Consider the following 18,436-nt stretch of genomic DNA (forward strand, 5'->3'; position numbering starts at 1 on the left):
CGGCGCACGCAGCGACGCTTCAACTACTACAAAGCCCAAGCGGAGTACCACAGATGGCGTTCTTCACCGCAGCCAGCAAAGCCGACTTCCAGCATCAACTGCAAGCGGCCCTGGCGCAGCACATCAGCGAACAGTCCCTGCCACAAGTGGCGCTGTTCGCCGAGCAGTTCTTCGGCATCATCTCACTGGACGAACTCACCCAGCGCAGGCTTTCCGACCTGGCCGGCTGCACCCTCTCGGCCTGGCGCGTCATCGAGCGGTTCGACCCCGCCCAGCCCGTGGTGCGCGTGTACAACCCCGAATACGAACGCAATGGCTGGCAATCGACCCATACCGTGGTCGAGGTGCTGCACGACGACCTGCCGTTCCTGGTGGATTCGGTACGCACCGAGCTCAACCGCCGCGGCTACAGCATTCATACCCTGCAAACCACCGTGCTGAGCGTGCGCCGTGGCGCCAAGGGCGAACTGCTCGAACTGCTGCCAAAAGGCAGCCAGGGCGAAGGCGTTGGCCACGAGTCGCTGATGTACCTGGAGATCGACCGCTGCGCGAACGCCGCCGAGCTGAATGTACTGGCCCGCGAGATCGAGCAGGTGCTGGCTGAAGTGCGCGTTGCGGTGGCCGACTTCGAGCCGATGAAGGCCAAGTTGCGTGAGGTGGTTGCCCAGGTCGAGCAGACCGCGTTCGGCCCGGCACAGCACGAAAAAGCCGAGGTAACGGCGTTTCTCGAATGGCTGCTGGACAACCACTTCACCTTCCTGGGCTACGAAGAGTTCACCGTCCAGCAAACCGCCGATGGCGGCCAGATGGTGTATGACGAACAGTCGTTCCTGGGCCTGCCCCGGCGCCTGCGGGTGGGCCTCACGGCGGAAGAGCTGCGTATCGAAGACTACGCGGTAGCCTACCTGAACGAGCCGCTGCTGCTGTCGTTCGCCAAGGCTGCCCTGCCTAGCCGCGTGCACCGCCCGGCTTACCCGGACTATGTGTCCATCCGCCAGCTGGACGCCGACGGCCGGGTGCTCAAGGAGCACCGCTTCATGGGCCTGTACACCTCGTCGGTGTATGGCGAGAGCGTGCATGCCATCCCCTACATCCGCGGCAAGGTTGCGGAAGTGGAGCGCCGTTCCGGTTTCGACGCCAAGGCGCACCTGGGCAAGGAGCTGGCACAGGTACTGGAAGTGCTGCCCCGTGACGACCTGTTCCAGACCCCGATCGATGAGCTGTTCAGCACGGTCATGGCCATCGTGCAGATCCAGGAGCGCAACAAGATCCGCGTGTTCCTGCGCAAGGACCCTTACGGGCGCTTCTGTTACTGCCTGGCCTACGTCCCCCGCGAGGTGTACTCCACCGAAGTGCGGCAGAAGATCCAGCAGGTGCTGATGGAGCGCCTGAAGGCCAGCGACTGCGAGTTCTGGACGTTCTTCTCGGAGTCGGTACTGGCCCGGGTGCAGCTGATCCTGCGGGTGGACCCGAAAAACCGCATCGACATCGACCCGCAGCAGCTTGAGCGCGAAGTGGTGCAGGCCTGCCGTTCGTGGCAGGACGATTTCTCTGCCCTGGTGGTGGAAAACTTCGGCGAGGCCCAGGGCACCAACATCCTTGCCGATTTCCCCAAAGGGTTCCCGGCGGGTTACCGTGAACGCTTCGCCGCGCACTCGGCGGTGGTCGACCTGCAGCACGTGCTGGCCTTGTCGGAAAGCAAGCCGCTGGCCATGAGCTTCTACCAGCCGCTGACGCGGGTGGGCGAGCGCACCTTGCACTGCAAGCTGTACCATGCCGATACCCCGCTGGCGCTGTCCGACGTGCTGCCGATCCTGGAGAACCTCGGCCTGCGCGTGCTGGGTGAGTTCCCCTACCGCCTGCGCCATGCCAATGGCCGCGAGTACTGGATCCACGACTTCGCCTTCACCTACAGCGAAGGCCTGAGCCTGGATATCCAGCAGCTCAACGATACCTTCCAGGATGCCTTTATCCACATCGTTGGTGGCGATGCCGAGAACGACGCCTTCAACCGCCTGGTGCTGACTGCCGGCCTGCCATGGCGCGACGTGGCATTGCTGCGTGCCTACGCCCGTTACATGAAGCAGATTCGCCTGGGCTTCGACCTGGGCTACATCGCCAGCACGCTGAACAACCACACCGATATCGCGCGCGAGCTCACCCGCCTGTTCAAGACGCGCTTCTACCTGGCGCGCAAGCTCACCCTGGACGACCTGGATGACAAGCAGCAGCGCCTCGAGCAGGCCATCCTGAGCGCACTGGATGACGTGCAGGTGCTCAACGAAGACCGCATCCTGCGGCGCTACCTGGACCTGATCAAGGCCACCCTGCGCACCAACTTCTACCAGACCGACGCCAACGGCCAGAACAAGGCCTACTTCAGCTTCAAGTTCAACCCGAAGCTGGTGCCCGAGTTGCCCAAGCCGGTGCCGAAGTTCGAGATTTTCGTCTATTCCCCACGTGTTGAGGGCGTGCACCTGCGCTTCGGCAACGTGGCCCGCGGTGGCCTGCGCTGGTCGGACCGTGAAGAAGACTACCGCACCGAAGTGCTGGGCCTGGTGAAGGCGCAGCAGGTGAAGAACTCGGTCATCGTGCCGGTGGGTGCCAAAGGCGGCTTCCTGCCCCGGCGCCTGCCGCTGGGTGGCAGCCGTGACGAAATCGCCGCCGAAGGCGTGGCGTGCTACCGCATCTTTATCTCCGGCCTGCTGGACATCACCGACAACCTCAAGGACGGTGGCGTGGTGCCGCCTGCCAACGTGGTGCGCCACGACGACGATGACCCCTACCTGGTGGTGGCGGCCGACAAGGGCACGGCCACTTTCTCGGACATCGCCAACGGCATTGCCATCGACTACGGCTTCTGGCTGGGCGACGCCTTTGCGTCGGGCGGCTCGGCCGGCTACGACCACAAGAAAATGGGTATTACCGCCCGGGGTGCCTGGGTGGGTGTGCAGCGCCACTTCCGTGAGCGCGGCATTGATGTGCAGAAAGACCCGGTTACTGTCATCGGCGTGGGCGACATGGCCGGCGACGTGTTCGGCAACGGTTTGCTGATGTCCGACAAGCTGCAACTGGTGGCCGCGTTCAACCACCTGCACATCTTCATCGACCCCAACCCGGAGCCGGCCTCCAGCTTTGTCGAGCGCAAGCGCCTGTTCGAGCTGCCGCGCTCGGCCTGGACCGACTACGACACCAGCATCATGTCCGAAGGCGGCGGCATCTTCCCCCGCAGTGCCAAGAGCATTGCCATCAGCCCGCAGATGAAGGAACGTTTCGCCATCGAAGCCGACCGGCTGACCCCCACCGAGCTGCTGAACGCCCTGCTCAAGGCGCCAGTGGACCTGCTGTGGAACGGCGGTATCGGCACCTACGTCAAGGCCAGCAGTGAAAGCCATGCCGACGTTGGCGACAAAGCCAACGATGCGCTGCGGGTGAACGGTAACGAGCTGCGCTGCAAGGTGGTGGGCGAGGGCGGCAACCTGGGCATGACCCAGCTTGGCCGGGTGGAATTCGGCCTGCACGGCGGTGCTACCAACACCGACTTCATCGACAATGCCGCCGGCGTGGACTGCTCCGACCACGAGGTCAACATCAAGATCCTGCTCAACGAAGTGGTGCAGGGTGGCGACATGACCGAGAAGCAGCGCAACCAGCTGCTGGGCAGCATGACTGACGAAGTCGGCGCTCTGGTGCTGGGCAACAACTACAAGCAGACCCAGGCGCTGTCGCTGGCGGCCCGCCGGGTGCGCGAGCGCATTGCCGAATACAAGCGCCTGATGGCAGACCTGGAAGCCCGGGGCAAGCTGGACCGCGCCATCGAGTTCCTGCCGTCCGAAGAGCAATTGGCCGAACGGCTGGCTGCGGGGCAGGGCCTGACCCGTGCCGAATTGTCGGTGCTGATTTCCTACAGCAAGATCGACCTCAAGGAGCAACTGCTCAAGTCCCAGGTGCCGGATGACGACTACCTGACCCGCGACATGGAAACCGCCTTCCCGCCATCGCTGGTCAGCAAGTTCGCCGAGGCCATGCGCCGTCACCGGCTGAAGCGCGAAATCGTCAGCACCCAGATCGCCAATGACCTGGTCAACAACATGGGCATCACCTTCGTGCAGCGCCTGAAGGAGTCCACTGGCATGAGCCCGGCGAACGTCGCGGGTGCCTATGTGATCGTGCGTGACATCTTCCACCTGCCGCACTGGTTCCGCCAGATCGAGGCGCTGGACTACCAGGTGCCTGCCGAGGTCCAGCTGACCCTGATGGACGAGCTGATGCGCCTGGGCCGCCGTGCTACCCGCTGGTTCCTGCGCAGCCGCCGCAACGAGCAGGACGCTGGGCGCGATTGCGCGCACTTCGGGCCGAAGATCGCGCAATTGGGGCTGAAGCTGGACGAACTGCTGGAGGGCCCGACCCGGGAACGCTGGATGGTTCGCTACCAGAGCTTTGTCGATGCCGGGGTGCCTGAGCTGCTGGCGCGCATGGTCGCCGGTACCAGCCACCTCTACACGCTGCTGCCGATCATCGAAGCGGCTGATGTCACCGGCCATGAACCGGCGCAGGTGGCCAAGGCGTTCTTTGCCGTGGGCAGCGCCCTGGACCTGACCTGGTATCTGCAGGAAATCAGCAACCTGCCGGTGGAAAACAACTGGCAGGCGCTGGCGCGTGAGGCGTTCCGTGACGACATCGACCTGCAGCAGCGGGCGATCACCATTTCTGTGCTGCAGATGGTCGATGCACCGCAGGACATGGACGCCCGGGTGGCATTGTGGGCCGAGCAGCACCGGGTGATGGTGGAGCGCTGGCGTGCCATGCTGGACGACCTGCGCAGTGCCACAGGGCACGACTATGCGATGTACGCGGTGGCCAACCGCGAGCTGGTCGACCTGGCCATGAGCGGGCAGGCGACCGTGTTGCCGTCCTGATAATAAAGCTGCAATGAAGAAGCCCCGGCAGTGATGCCGGGGCTTTTTCATGTATGGGGTGGTGCCATGAATCTGAAAGGTGTTCGCCCAGGCTTACTTGAACCTGCGCTCCACGCCTTTCTCCACCAGAATTTTCGCCGAAATTTCTTCAACCGAGAAATGCGTGGAATTGATATTCGGAATATTCTCCCGGCGGAACAGGCTCTCGACCTCGCGCACCTCGAACTCGCACTGGGCAAAGCTTGAGTAACGGCTGTTGGGCTTGCGCTCGTGGCGTATGGCGGTGAGACGGTCGGGGTCGATGGTCAGGCCAAACAGCTTGTTGTGGTGCTTTTTCAGCACCGGTGGCAACTGCAGGCGCTCCATGTCGTCTTCGGTGAGCGGGTAGTTGGCTGCACGGATGCCGAACTGCATGGCCATGTACAGGCAGGTGGGCGTTTTGCCGCAGCGCGACACGCCCACCAGGATCAGGTCGGCCTTGTCGTAATAGTGAGTGCGCGCCCCATCGTCGTTGTCCAGGGCGAAGTTGACCGCCTCGATGCGCTCCATGTAGTTGGAATTGCCGCCGATCGAGTGGGATTTGCCCACCGAATAGGACGAGTGGGCGGTCAGTTCCTGCTCCAGCGGCGACAGGAACGATGAAAAGATATCGATCATGAAGCCGTTGGAGGTGGCCAGGATCTCGCGAATGTCCTGGTTGACGATGGTGTCGAAGATGATCGGGCGAACGCCATCACGTTCGGCAGCGGTATTGATCTGCTGCACCATGCTGCGGGCTTTTTCAGGCGAGTCTATGTACGGACGGGTGAATTTGTTGAACGGTATGCTCTCGAATTGCGCGAGCAGACTCTGGCCCAGGGTTTCGGCAGTGATGCCGGTGCCGTCGGAGATGAAGAACGCGGTTCGTTTCATTTGCGATCTGGGCCTTAAGATGATGACGTTTCTTGGATATGATAAGTTCGCTTTGCCGAATGCGGCTGTTGGCATTCTCACTTATTTTCCAGGTACAGGCCACAAGCGTCCGGCCCAGTCAACGATGGCAGGCGGCGCCCTTGAGCTTTTCCAATACAGTTAGTGGAGAGATCACCTTGGTAGAGTACGTAGTTTCCCTCGAAAAGCTCGGCGTCCATGATGTGGAGCATGTGGGGGGCAAGAACGCATCCCTGGGCGAGATGATCAGCAATCTTGCCGGTGCCGGCGTGTCCGTGCCGGGCGGCTTTGCCACTACGGCTCAGGCGTACCGTGACTTTCTCGAGCAAAGCGGCCTGAACGACCAGATCCACGCTGCGCTGGACGCCCTGGACGTAGACGATGTCAATGCCCTGGCCAAGACCGGTGCGCAGATCCGCCAGTGGGTGATGGATGCACCCTTCCCGGCCCGCCTGGATGCCGAGATCCGCACCGCCTTCGCCGAAATGTCCAAGGGCAACGACAACATGGCGGTGGCCGTGCGTTCGTCCGCCACTGCCGAAGACCTGCCAGACGCCTCGTTTGCTGGCCAGCAGGAAACCTTCCTCAACATCCGCGGTGTCGACAACGTCATCCGTGCGGCCAAGGAAGTGTTCGCCTCGCTGTTCAACGACCGCGCCATCGCGTACCGCGTGCACCAGGGCTTCGACCACAAGCTGGTAGCCCTGTCGGCCGGCGTGCAGCGCATGGTGCGCTCGGAAACCGGTACTGCCGGCGTGATGTTCACCCTCGACACCGAGTCCGGCTTCCGTGACGTGGTGTTCATCACCGGCGCCTACGGCCTGGGCGAAACCGTGGTGCAGGGCGCGGTGAACCCTGACGAATTCTACGTGCACAAGAACACCCTGCAGGCCGGCCGCCCGGCCATCCTGCGTCGCAACCTGGGCAGCAAGGCCATCAAGATGATCTACGGCGACGAGGCCAAGGCCGGTCGTTCGGTGAAAACCGTCGATGTGGACCGTGCCGAGCGTGCGCGCTTCTGCCTGAGCGATGCCGAGGTCAACGAGCTGGCCAAGCAGGCCATGATCATCGAACAGCACTACCAGCGCCCGATGGACATCGAATGGGCCAAGGACGGTGATGACGGCCAGCTGTATATCGTTCAGGCGCGCCCTGAAACGGTCAAGAGCCGTTCCAGCGCCAACGTGATGGAGCGCTACCTGCTGAAAGAGAAGGGCACTGTGCTGGTCGAGGGCCGTGCCATTGGCCAGCGTATTGGTGCAGGCAAGGTTCGCGTCATCAATGACGTGTCCGAAATGGACAAGGTACAGCCAGGTGATGTGCTGGTTTCCGACATGACCGACCCGGACTGGGAGCCGGTGATGAAGCGCGCCAGTGCCATCGTCACCAACCGTGGCGGGCGTACCTGCCACGCCGCGATCATTGCCCGTGAGCTGGGTATTCCGGCAGTGGTCGGGTGCGGCAATGCCACGCAGATCCTCAAGGACGGCCAGGGTGTGACGGTTTCCTGCGCCGAGGGCGACACCGGCTTCATCTTCGAGGGCGAGCTGGGCTTCGACATCAAGCAGAACTCGGTCGATGCCATGCCCGAACTGCCATTCAAGATCATGATGAACGTCGGCAACCCCGACCGCGCCTTCGACTTCGCCCAGTTGCCCAACGCCGGTGTGGGCCTGGCACGCCTGGAGTTCATCATCAACCGCATGATTGGCGTGCACCCCAAGGCCTTGCTGAACTACGCCGGGTTGCCGCCCGAGCTCAAAGACAGCGTCGACAAACGCATCGCCGGCTACGATGACCCGGTCGGCTTCTACGTCGAGAAGCTGGTTGAAGGCATCAGCACCCTGGCAGCCGCGTTCTACCCGAAAAAGGTCATCGTGCGCCTGTCGGACTTCAAGTCCAACGAGTACGCCAACCTGATCGGCGGCAAGTTGTACGAGCCGGAAGAAGAGAACCCGATGCTGGGCTTCCGCGGTGCCTCGCGCTACATCAGCGAAGCCTTCCGTGACTGCTTCGAGCTCGAGTGCCGTGCGCTCAAGCGGGTGCGCAACGAGATGGGCCTGACCAACGTCGAGATCATGGTGCCGTTCGTGCGTACCCTCGGTGAAGCGAGCCAGGTGGTCGACCTGCTGGCCGAGAATGGCCTGGCCCGTGGCGATAACGGCCTGCGCGTGATCATGATGTGCGAGCTGCCGTCCAACGCCATTCTGGCTGACGAGTTCCTCGAGTATTTCGACGGCTTCTCCATCGGTTCCAACGACCTGACCCAGCTGACCTTGGGCCTGGACCGCGACTCGGGCATCATTGCCCACCTGTTCGATGAGCGTAACCCCGCAGTGAAAAAGCTGCTGGCCAATGCCATTGCCGCCTGCAACAAGGCCGGCAAGTACATCGGCATCTGTGGTCAGGGCCCATCGGACCACCCTGACCTGGCCAAATGGCTGATGGAGCAGGGCATCGACAGCGTGTCGCTGAACCCGGACTCGGTGCTCGAAACCTGGTTCTACCTGGCCGAAGGCCAGGGCGCAGCCTGATCCAACGAAACGCGGGGCAGCGTCTGGCGTAGCCCCGCCTGGTATTTCCAGGGCGAGTTCCAGCAATGGATCCCGCCCTTTTTTGTGCACCAAGCCATCTGACCTTATGCAAAGCAGCAGCACTCTTTTTCCCGTGGCCTTGCTCAGTGCCGAGCGCCGCGGTGATCTCAGCGAAGACGTCTACCGAATCAAAGCCGGCAATGGCCCCGACCCCACCGTGGAGCTGGCGGTAACGCGCCTGGGGCTGGCGGACCAGCGCGTGGTCCAGGGCACCCCGATCATTCTGCTGCACGGCAGCTTCTCCAATCGACGCTTCTGGTACTCGCCCAAAGGCCTTGGCCTGGGCGCTTACCTGGCGCGCGCTGGCTTCGACGTGTGGATCCCGGAAATGCGAGGGCATGGCCTGTCGCCGCGCAACCGCGACTGGTCACATAACTGCGTCGCCGCCTACGCCCGCGATGACTTGCCGGCCATTGCCGCATTCGTGCGCGAGCAGGCAGGGCAGGTGCCCTATTGGGTAGGCCACTCCCTGGGTGGGACCACGCTGGCAGCGGCATTGGGTGGCGGGTTCTTGAGTGAGGGGCAGGTGGCTGGGGTGGCACTGTTCGGCACCCAGGTCAGCCGCCGCTACTGGCCATTGAAACTCCCGCCTGTGGTGTGGGGTGCAAAAATGCTGCTCAGGCGCTGGGGGCAGTTATCCGGCCCGCGTTTCAAGCGCGGGCCGGAGGACGAGCCCATCGGCCTGGCGTTCGAAAGCCTGCGCTGGCACGGCCTGTTCGGTCGCTTTGGCGACAGGCACCAGGATTGGTGGGCCGGGCTTGCCCAAGTGAGTGTGCCGCTGCTGGCCGTTGCCGGTGCGGCCGACGCGCAAGACCCCGTGTGGGCCTGCCGCCAGCTGTTCGCGCAATGGGGTGACGCGCGCAAGCAGTTCATTTGCCTGGGGCCCGAAGAGGGGTTCGAAGCCTTCGGGCATGTCGACATGCTGGTGAGCAAGGCAGCGCAGGCACAGGTATGGCCGCTGGTGGCGCGCTGGCTGCGTGAATCGCCTGCGGCGGTGCAGCGCGCTTGCGACGCATCGCAGCCCTTGACCGCCAGCTGACCGGTGCTCGGCAGCGCTTGCGACGTCACCGCAGGCAACACATGACTGTGCGGTCCGGGATGACTGCGGCGGCCTCGGCGGTGTAGCCTTGGCCGATACCCGTTTTCGTTGTGACTGACAGGAGCTTCCCATGCAGCATTACGTAACGCCTGACCTGTGTGACGCCTACCCCGACCTGGTGCAGGTGCTGGAACCGATGTTCAGCAATTTTGGCGGCCGTGATTCCTTCGGTGGCCAGATCGTCACCATCAAGTGCTTCGAGGACAACTCCCTGGTCCGGGAACAAGTGGACCTCGATGGCAAGGGCAAGGTGCTGGTGGTGGACGGCGGCGGTTCGCTGCGCCGCGCACTGCTGGGCGACATGCTCGCGGAAAAGGCTGCAAAGAACGGTTGGGAGGGCCTGGTCATCTATGGGTGCGTGCGCGATGTCGACGTGCTGATCCAGACCGACGTCGGCGTGCAGGCGCTGGCCAGCCACCCGATGAAAACCGACAAGCGAGGCATCGGTGACCTGAACGTGGTCGTCACATTCGCAGGCGTCACGTTCCGCCCGGGTGAGTATGTCTATGCCGACAACAATGGCGTGCTGGTTTCGCCTAGCCCGCTGCAGATGCCGGAGTGACGCGCCACGCGCGCTGATGGAGCTTTGATGTTCGAGGAAGACAACGCGCAGTGGGGGCTCGTGCACGCCCTGGTGCTCGATGGTAAAGGTGGCGCACACACGATTGCCCGTACCGAACTGGATGCGCTCCAGCTGCAGCCGGAGCAGAGCCTGTGGCTGCACTGGGACCGCAGCCACCCCCAGACCCGCTCCTGGCTGATGCGCGAGAGTGGCCTGAGCGAGTTCGCCTGCGAGCTGCTGCTTGAAGAAAACACCCGGCCGCGCCTGCTGCCGATGGCGGACGAGCAACTGTTGCTGTTCTTGCGAGGGGTAAACCTGAACCCCGGTGCCGAACCTGAAGACATGGTATCGGTGCGCATCTTCGCCCAGGCTCAGCGGGTGATATCCCTGCGGCTGCGACCGCTTCGCGCCAGCGACGAAATCTTGCAACTGCTGGAACAGGGGAGGGGGCCGAAGTCGGCCTCCGAACTGCTGTTGCTGATGGGGGAACTGCTGACCGAAAAGGTCCAGGGGCTGGTCAGCGACCTGGCCGAGCTGGTAGACATGGAAGAAGAAAAGGTGGAGTCCGACGAGCGGCATACACCTGAGCAAGGCAGTTTGCAGCAGATCCGTCGGCGTGCAGCTGGCCTGCGACGCTTCCTGGCGCCCCAGCGGGATATCTACGCACACCTGTCCCGCAGTAAGTGGGCGTGGTTCGCCGATGCCGATGCCGATTACTGGAACGAGCTCAACAACAGCCTCATTCGCTATCTGGAGGAGCTGGAGCTGACCCGCGAGCGGGCAGCGCTGGTGCTGGAAAGCGAGGACCGGCGGCGCAGCGAGCGGATGAACCGCACCATGTACCGCTTTGGCATCATTACCTGCATCTTCCTGCCCATGAGCTTCATTACTGGGCTGTTGGGTATCAACGTGGGTGGCATTCCTGGTGCTCAGAACCCTTATGGCTTCCTGTTCGCGTGCCTTGTCGTGCTAGGGCTTGCGGTCGGGCAATGGTGGCTGTTCAGGCGGCTGCAATGGGTGTGACAGATGCGTGTGGGGCCGTACTGGCGACGCCGGTTGTGACCCATTGGCCGGCGGCCTCGTCTCTTGCTGATACTGCGCGAGGTGCCCATGCACGATCCGTTTGAACAATCCCTGCGTGACCTGCTCAAGGCGTCACCGTCCGGCAACGATCGCCATGACAGCGACGACGCTGCCTGCCTGGGTCGTGTGCTGAAAACCGCCAACCGTCAGGTGGGTGCCGGTGACCTGTTCAGCCTGCTTGGCCGCTGGAGCCAGGCGCTGCTGATCGCCGTCAACAATGGCTCGGCGCATGTGGCGCCGGTGCGCAGACATTCTTCCCGCAACGCTGCCAACGGCAGCAAAGCAGATAAGGCCGATTGAATATGGAACTCGATCTCTGGACCCAGAGCCTGGTCACCGCGATGACCGCCCTTTGGACCAAAGTGGCGAACTTCATCCCTAACCTGTTTGGCGCACTGGTCGTGGTATTGCTCGGCTTTGTCGTGGCCAAGCTGCTCGACACGCTGCTTTCCAAGCTGTTGGCGAAGTTTGGCCTGGACCGCCTGATGGCCGGAACCGGCTTGACCAAGATGCTGGGCCGCGTGGGCATTCAGGTGCCCATCTCCACCCTGATCGGCAAGATCGTCTACTGGTTCGTGCTGCTGGTATTCCTGGTGTCGGCCGCCGAGTCCCTGGGCCTGGAGCGTGTGTCGGCAACACTCGACATGCTCGCCCTGTACCTGCCCAAGGTGTTCGGCGCAGCCCTGGTGCTGCTGGCCGGGGTGCTGCTGGCCCAGGTGGCCAACGGGCTGGTGCGTGGCGCTGCCGAAGGCATCGGCCTCGAATACTCCGCAGGCCTGGGGCGCATTACCCAGGGCCTGGTGATCATCATCAGCATTTCCGTCGCGATCAGCCAGCTGGAGGTCAAGACCGATCTGCTCAACCACGTGATCGTGATTGGCCTGATTACCGTTGGTCTGGCCGTGGCACTCGCCATGGGCCTGGGCAGCCGCGAGATTGCAGGGCAAATCATCGCCGGCATCTATGTGCGCGAGCTGTTCCAGGTAGGCCAGCACGTGCGGATTGGCGAGGTCGAAGGGCACATCGAGGAAATCGGCACGGTCAAGACAACCTTGCTCACAGATGAAGGCGAGCTGGTGTCACTGTCCAACCGTGCGTTGCTGGAGCAGCGGGTCAATAGCCGCTGAGCGCCCAAAGCTGTTAATGTATGCCGCCGCGAAAACAGACCTGATGGGGTTTCGCGGCGACATTGACCTGACTGTCGGCCAGATCCGTTTTGAATAAAGTGCCTTCGCCGCCCATGCGTTATGAACCCCGCGAGCTCACCGACGAAGAGTTGGTGGCGCGATCGCATGAGGAGCTGTACCACGTTACGCGCGCCTATGAGGAGCTCATGCGGCGCTACCAGCGAACCCTGTTCAACGTGTGTGCACGTTATTTGGGGAACGACCGTGACGCCGACGATGTCTGTCAGGAAGTGATGCTGAAGGTGCTGTACGGCCTGAAGAATTTCGAAGGGAAATCCAAGTTCAAGACCTGGTTGTATAGCATCACCTACAACGAGTGCATCACGCAGTACCGCAAGGAGCGTCGCAAGCGTCGGCTGATGGATGCGTTGAGTCTCGACCCTGTTGAAGAGGCGTCCGAGGACAAGGCGCCGAAAGCCGAAGAAAAAGGGGGCCTGGATAAGTGGCTGGTTCATGTGAACCCGATTGACCGGGAAATCCTGGTGCTGCGCTTTGTCGCAGAACTGGAGTTCCAGGAAATCGCCGATATCATGCACATGGGCTTGAGCGCAACCAAAATGCGTTACAAGCGTGCGCTCGACAAGCTTCGAGAGAAATTTGCCGGTCTCGATGAAACTTAGTGGCCAGCAAATATCTCTAACCAACCGGCGAGTTCTGCTAGACTTGCCGTCGAGTTGTCCCCCTTGTTTTTGGTGGGACTGCTTAACTATCACCAGATGGGGATTTAACGGATGAAACTGAAAAACACCTTGGGCTTGGCCATTGGTTCGCTCGTAGCCGCCACTTCGATTGGCGCTATGGCACAAGGTCAAGGCGCCGTCGAGACTGAAATCTTCTACAAGAAAGAATTCTTCGACAGCCAGCGCGACTTCAAAAACGACGGTAACCTGTTCGGCGGTTCGATCGGTTACTTCCTGACCGACGACGTCGAGCTGCGTCTGGGCTACGACGAAGTCCACAACGCTCGTGGCGACGACGGCAAGAACATCAAGGGCTCCAACACCGCCCTGGACGCCGTTTACCACTTCAACAACCCGTACGACGCTATCCGTCCGTACGTTTCCGCTGGTTTCTCGCACCAGTCGATCGGCCAGACCGGCCGTGGTGGTCGTAACCACTCCACCTTCGCCAACGTTGGCGCAGGCGCCAAGTGGTACATCACTGACATGTTCTACGCCCGTGCCGGCGTAGAAGCTCAGTACAACATCGACCAGGGTGACACCGAGTGGGCACCAAGCGTTGGTGTTGGTCTGAACTTCGGCGGTAGCCCGAAAAACCAAGCTGCTCCAGCACCTGCTCCAGTGGCTGAAGTGTGCACCGACTCCGACAACGACGGCGTTTGCGACAACGTTGACAAGTGCCCGGATACCCCGGCCAACGTCACCGTTGACGCCGATGGCTGCCCAGCTGTTGCTGAAGTCGTTCGCGTTGAGCTGGACGTCAAGTTCGACTTCGACAAGTCGGTCGTCAAGCCTAACAGCTACGGCGACATCAAAAACCTGGCTGACTTCATGAAGCAGTACCCACAAACCACCACCGTGGTTGAAGGTCACACTGACTCCGTGGGTCCAGACGCTTACAACCAGAAGCTGTCCGAGCGTCGTGCCAACGCTGTCAAGCAAGTCCTGACCCAGCAGTACGGCGTAGAATCCAGCCGTGTTGACTCGGTTGGCTACGGCGAAACCCGTCCGGTTGCTGACAACGCCACCGAAGAAGGCCGTGCTATCAACCGTCGCGTTGAAGCTCAGGTAGAAGCCCAAGCCAAGTAATTGGTTGAAGCTTCATGAAAAACCCGGCTCAGGCCGGGTTTTTCTTTGCCTGCCTGTAATGTGTGATTGGCGGGCAGGCGAGTGGGCGGGTGAGCAGGCATTCGGGGCACGATGTGCTGTCCTGTCAGGCCTTCGCTGGCTATAATCGCCCCTCACCCATACCCCGAGCCTTGCCCGCCCATGTATAACCTGGCCCGCCAGCTGCTGTTCAAGCTTTCCCCGGAAACCTCTCACGACCTGTCGCTGGACCTGATCGGTGCAGGTGGCCGCCTGGGGCTCAACGGTAAGCTATGTAAACAGCCAGCAGCGTTGCCGGTCACCGTGATGGGCCTGAACTTCGCCAACCCGGTCGGCCTGGCTGCAGGCCTGGACAAGAATGGCACGGCCATCGATGGCTTCGCCCAGCTTGGCTTCGGCTTTGTCGAGGTCGGTACGGTTACCCCGCGCCCACAGCCGGGTAACCCCAAGCCCAGGCTGTTCCGCCTGCCTGAAGCGACTGCCATCATCAACCGCATGGGCTTCAACAACCTGGGTGTCGACCATTTGCTGGCGCGCGTGCGTGCTGCGCGGTATCGGGGTGTGCTGGGGATCAATATCGGCAAGAATTTCGATACACCGGTTGAACGTGCCGTGGATGATTACCTCATCTGCCTGGACAAGGTGTACAACGCGGCCAGCTATATCACCGTCAACGTCAGCTCGCCCAATACACCCGGCCTGCGCAGCCTGCAGTTCGGTGATTCACTCAAGCAATTGCTCGATGCCTTGGCCGAGCGCCGTGAGCAATTGGCGTCGGCAAGTGGCAAGCGTGTGCCGCTGGCCATCAAGATCGCACCGGACATGAACGACGAGGAGACCGCACTGGTGGCCGCTGCGCTGGTTGCAGCGGGCATGGATGCAGTGATCGCCACCAACACCACACTGGGCCGTGAGGGCGTCGAAGCGTTGCCGTATGGCGCAGAGGCGGGCGGGTTGTCGGGTGCTCCGGTTTTGCAGAAGAGCACGCATATCGTCAAGGTGCTAGCGGGGGAGTTGGGGGGCAAGTTGCCCATCATCGCTGCGGGCGGTATCACCGAGGGCCGGCATGCGGCTGAGAAAATCGCTGCGGGGGCCAGCCTGGTTCAGGTCTATTCCGGCTTCATCTACAAGGGCCCGGCGCTGGTGCGCGAGGCGGTCGATGCCATAGCAGCCATGCCCCGGCATTGAATGGCCCAAAAGAAGGGCCCCTTGAAGGGGCCCCTGGGCCTCAGCCCGCCGCCCGGATGGGGCGTGCATGGTAAATCGAATTCAGCGTCCTCGATCAGCCAACGGCGTGATTTTCGTTGAGTCTATGGATGCCAGCGGTGCCCGTCATGCCGTCCCAGTTATCGCCGCGGCCCTCCCGCCAGCCGTTGATCCAGGCTTGGCGCACAGAAGGAAGATTGAAGGGGCAAAGCTCGCGGGATTTGCCGGTGACCCCGTATTGGTAGCCACGTGAGTATGCTCTTTCCAACGGATCACGCTTAAGTCTTCTCATAGGGTGTTGCCCTCACTTGTTGACTGTAATGTCCCGTCGGCCTCCAAGAGGCCGGGCAGAATCGTTCTGCCGGTGTTCGCTCGCTGCCGGCGTCGCGAGCGTGTTGTGCCGCCTCGTTGCGAAGCGGCCTGAGACCAGTTCTAACCAATGCAGGACAGCGTGTGAATGATCGATTTGTCATAAGCACGTAACCTTTCCAAGGGTCAGGGGATAAGTAAATAAATGCGACTCAACCTTATTTGGCCTTGAGGCCGGTATGACCGGGGTTTGCTGAACGTTGACGTCATTTTGCCACCGCTGTTGGCGGTGCCAGGAAATAACTTGAAATGCGACGAAGGGTCACATGTGCCCCTGACGTTGCCAGAATTTTACGTACTGCCTGATGATCTAAGCTGTCTTTGCCCCTGGCCAAGCGCGCATCCATCAGGCGGCCCGGCCCTAGTGGCACCCAAGGGGGTGTGCAGGGCCACCCGCAAGCCTGTTGGAAAGGTTTGCGGGCAAACATGGCGGGGTGATGCGTTGCCCCGTCTGTCAAATAGCCAAAGGCGCTGGATTACTCATGTCGGACCGTTTCGAACTCTACCTCACCTGTCCCAAAGGCCTGGAAGGCCTCCTCGCTGAAGAGGCGCGTGGCCTTGGCCTTGAAGAGGTGCGCGAACACACCTCGGCCATTCGCGGCGCCGCCGACATGGAAACCGCCTACCGCCTGTGCCTGTGGTCGCGCCTGGCCAACCGTGTGTTGCTGGTCCTCAAGCGTTTTTCCATGAAGAACGCTGATGACCTTTATGAGGGGGTACACGCCGTGGACTGGGCCGACCACCTGGCTGCCGACGGCACGCTGGCGGTTGAGTTCAGCGGCCACGGGTCGGGTATCGACAACACCCACTTCGGCGCCCTCAAGGTCAAGGACGCCATTGTCGACAAGCTGCGCAACCGGGAGGGGCTTCGCCCTTCTGTAGAGAAAATCGACCCTGACGTGCGCGTGCACCTGCGCCTAGACCGTGGCGAGGCCATCCTGTCCCTGGACCTTTCCGGCCACAGCCTGCACCAGCGGGGCTACCGGCTGCAGCAGGGCGCTGCGCCGCTGAAAGAAAACCTGGCGGCCGCGGTGCTGATACGTGCCGGCTGGCCGCGCATCGCCGCTGAAGGCGGCGCGCTGGCTGACCCGATGTGTGGCGTGGGTACGTTCCTGGTGGAGGCCGCAATGATCGCTGCCGACATTGCACCTAACCTCAAGCGTGAACGCTGGGGCTTCACTGCCTGGTTGGGCCATGTGCCGGCGTTGTGGCGCAAGGTTCACGAGCAGGGCCAGGCCCGCGCCGAGGCTGGGCTGGCCAAGCCGCCGCTGTGGATCCGTGGCTATGAAGCCGACCCGCGGCTGATCCAGCCCGGTCGCAATAACGTCGAGCGTGCCGGCCTCAGCGACTGGGTGAAGATCTACCAGGGTGAGGTCAGTACCTTCGAGCCGCGCCCGGACCAGAACCAGAAGGGCCTGGTGATCAGTAACCCACCCTATGGCGAGCGCCTGGGTGACGAGGCCAGCCTGCTGTATCTCTACCAGAACCTGGGCGAGCGCCTGCGGCAGGCGTGCATGGGCTGGGAAGCGGCGGTCTTTACCGGTGCCCCGCAGCTCGGCAAGCGCATGGGGTTGCGTAGCCACAAGCAATACGCGTTCTGGAACGGCGCCTTGCCGTGCAAGCTGCTGCTGTTGAAAGTGCAGCCTGACCAGTTCGTGACGGGTGAGCGTCGTGAACCCGGCGTAGACGAAGCGGCGGAGCATGCGCAGGCGCCCCAGACCAGTGAGCCGGCGCGCTTGTCTGAAGGCGCGCAGATGTTTGCCAACCGGTTGCAGAAAAACCTCCGCCAGCTTGGCAAATGGGCGCGTCGCGAGCAGGTGAGTTGCTACCGCCTGTACGATGCCGACATGCCTGAATATGCACTGGCGGTAGACCTGTACGAAGACTGGGTGCATGTGCAGGAGTATGCTGCGCCCAAGTCCGTTGACCCGGAGAAAGCGCAAGCGCGCTTGCTGGATGCGCTGGCGGCCATTCCTCAGGCACTGGGCATTTCGCCGCAGCGTGTGGTGCTCAAGCGCCGTGAGCGCCAGAGCGGTACACGCCAGTATGAGCGCCAGGCCACTGAAGGCCGCTTCCAGGAAGTCACGGAGGGTGGGGTGAAGTTTTTGGTCAACCTGACCGATTACCTCGACACTGGCCTGTTCCTCGACCACCGCCCCATGCGCCTGCGCATTCAGCGTGAGGCGGCCGGCAAGCGTTTCCTCAACCTGTTCTGCTATACCGCGACCGCAACCGTGCACGCGGCCAAGGGCGGCGCACGCAGCACCACCAGCGTGGACTTGTCCAAAACGTACCTCGACTGGGCGCGGCGCAACTTGGCACTGAACGGTTTCTCAGAGCGTAATCGCCTGGCCCAGGGTGACGTGATGGCTTGGCTGGAAGCCGAGCGCGAAAGCTACGACCTGATCTTCATCGACCCGCCGACCTTCTCCAACTCCAAGCGTATGGAAGGGGTATTTGATGTGCAGCGTGACCACGTCCAGTTACTGGACCTGGCCATGGCGCGCCTGGCGCCAGGCGGTGTGCTGTACTTCTCCAACAACTTCCGCAAGTTCCAGCTGGACGAGCACTTGACGGCGCGGTATGCGGTGGAAGAAATCACGGCACAGACCCTTGACCCTGACTTCGCGCGCAACAACCGTATTCACCGGGCCTGGCGCTTGCAACTGCGCTAAACCCGGGTGACGCCGGGCCCCATGA

At 62.1% G+C, this 18,436-nt stretch carries 13 protein-coding genes; 11 read left to right on the top strand and 2 right to left on the bottom strand.

The window, feature by feature from the left end:
* Positions 1-53 precede the first annotated feature (53 nt).
* Complete coding sequence (locus APH25_RS12420) at positions 54-4,919, top strand: NAD-glutamate dehydrogenase (protein ID WP_060482149.1); 4,866 nt, start codon at positions 54-56, stop codon at positions 4,917-4,919.
* 93 nt (positions 4,920-5,012) lie between these two features.
* Here the strand turns inward: APH25_RS12420 and APH25_RS12425 are convergent, their stop codons facing one another.
* Entirely contained in the window at positions 5,013-5,831 is an 819-nt protein-coding gene (locus APH25_RS12425) for a pyruvate, water dikinase regulatory protein (protein ID WP_028632418.1), read from the bottom strand.
* Between the two features lie 176 nt (positions 5,832-6,007).
* On the opposite strand from APH25_RS12425, the gene ppsA reads away from it, so the two are divergent.
* From ppsA to APH25_RS12470, 9 genes are all read left to right on the top strand, one after another.
* On the top strand, positions 6,008-8,383 hold the full coding sequence (gene ppsA / locus APH25_RS12430) for a phosphoenolpyruvate synthase (RefSeq protein WP_060482150.1): 2,376 nt from the start codon (positions 6,008-6,010) through the stop codon (positions 8,381-8,383).
* Positions 8,384-8,489: 106 nt separating this feature from the next.
* Positions 8,490-9,482, top strand: a complete 993-nt coding sequence (locus APH25_RS12435; protein ID WP_028632420.1) for an alpha/beta fold hydrolase — start codon at positions 8,490-8,492, stop codon at positions 9,480-9,482.
* A gap of 130 nt (positions 9,483-9,612) precedes the next feature.
* Entirely contained in the window at positions 9,613-10,104 is a 492-nt protein-coding gene (gene rraA / locus APH25_RS12440; protein WP_060482151.1) for a ribonuclease E activity regulator RraA, read from the top strand.
* 27 nt (positions 10,105-10,131) lie between these two features.
* Positions 10,132-11,127 (top strand): zinc transporter ZntB, encoded by a 996-nt coding sequence (locus APH25_RS12445; RefSeq protein ID WP_060482152.1) that lies wholly within the window; start codon positions 10,132-10,134, stop codon positions 11,125-11,127.
* A gap of 87 nt (positions 11,128-11,214) precedes the next feature.
* Positions 11,215-11,487, top strand: coding sequence for a hypothetical protein (locus APH25_RS12450; RefSeq protein WP_028632423.1), 273 nt, complete (start codon positions 11,215-11,217; stop codon positions 11,485-11,487).
* A 2-nt stretch (positions 11,488-11,489) separates the two neighbouring features.
* Entirely contained in the window at positions 11,490-12,314 is an 825-nt protein-coding gene (locus APH25_RS12455; protein WP_028632424.1) for a mechanosensitive ion channel domain-containing protein, read from the top strand.
* Positions 12,315-12,427: 113 nt separating this feature from the next.
* The gene (gene sigX / locus APH25_RS12460; RefSeq protein WP_033727927.1) at positions 12,428-12,994 is read left to right on the top strand and encodes an RNA polymerase sigma factor SigX; all 567 of its coding nucleotides are present in this window, start codon (positions 12,428-12,430) and stop codon (positions 12,992-12,994) included.
* 111 nt (positions 12,995-13,105) lie between these two features.
* Positions 13,106-14,143, top strand: coding sequence for an OmpA family protein (locus APH25_RS12465; protein WP_028632426.1), 1,038 nt, complete (start codon positions 13,106-13,108; stop codon positions 14,141-14,143).
* Between the two features lie 180 nt (positions 14,144-14,323).
* On the top strand, positions 14,324-15,349 hold the full coding sequence (locus tag APH25_RS12470) for a quinone-dependent dihydroorotate dehydrogenase (protein ID WP_060482153.1): 1,026 nt from the start codon (positions 14,324-14,326) through the stop codon (positions 15,347-15,349).
* 94 nt (positions 15,350-15,443) lie between these two features.
* Here APH25_RS12470 and rmf read toward each other — a convergent pair whose 3' ends face one another.
* The gene (gene rmf, locus APH25_RS24955; protein WP_003248687.1) at positions 15,444-15,659 is read right to left on the bottom strand and encodes a ribosome modulation factor; all 216 of its coding nucleotides are present in this window, start codon (positions 15,657-15,659) and stop codon (positions 15,444-15,446) included.
* A 559-nt stretch (positions 15,660-16,218) separates the two neighbouring features.
* On the opposite strand from rmf, the gene rlmKL reads away from it, so the two are divergent.
* Entirely contained in the window at positions 16,219-18,411 is a 2,193-nt protein-coding gene (gene rlmKL, locus APH25_RS12475; RefSeq protein ID WP_060482154.1) for a bifunctional 23S rRNA (guanine(2069)-N(7))-methyltransferase RlmK/23S rRNA (guanine(2445)-N(2))-methyltransferase RlmL, read from the top strand.
* Positions 18,412-18,436 lie beyond the last annotated feature (25 nt).

It is taken from the genome of Pseudomonas sp. NBRC 111119 (genome assembly GCF_001320125.1).
Classification (GTDB): Bacteria; Pseudomonadota; Gammaproteobacteria; order Pseudomonadales; family Pseudomonadaceae; genus Aquipseudomonas; species Aquipseudomonas parafulva.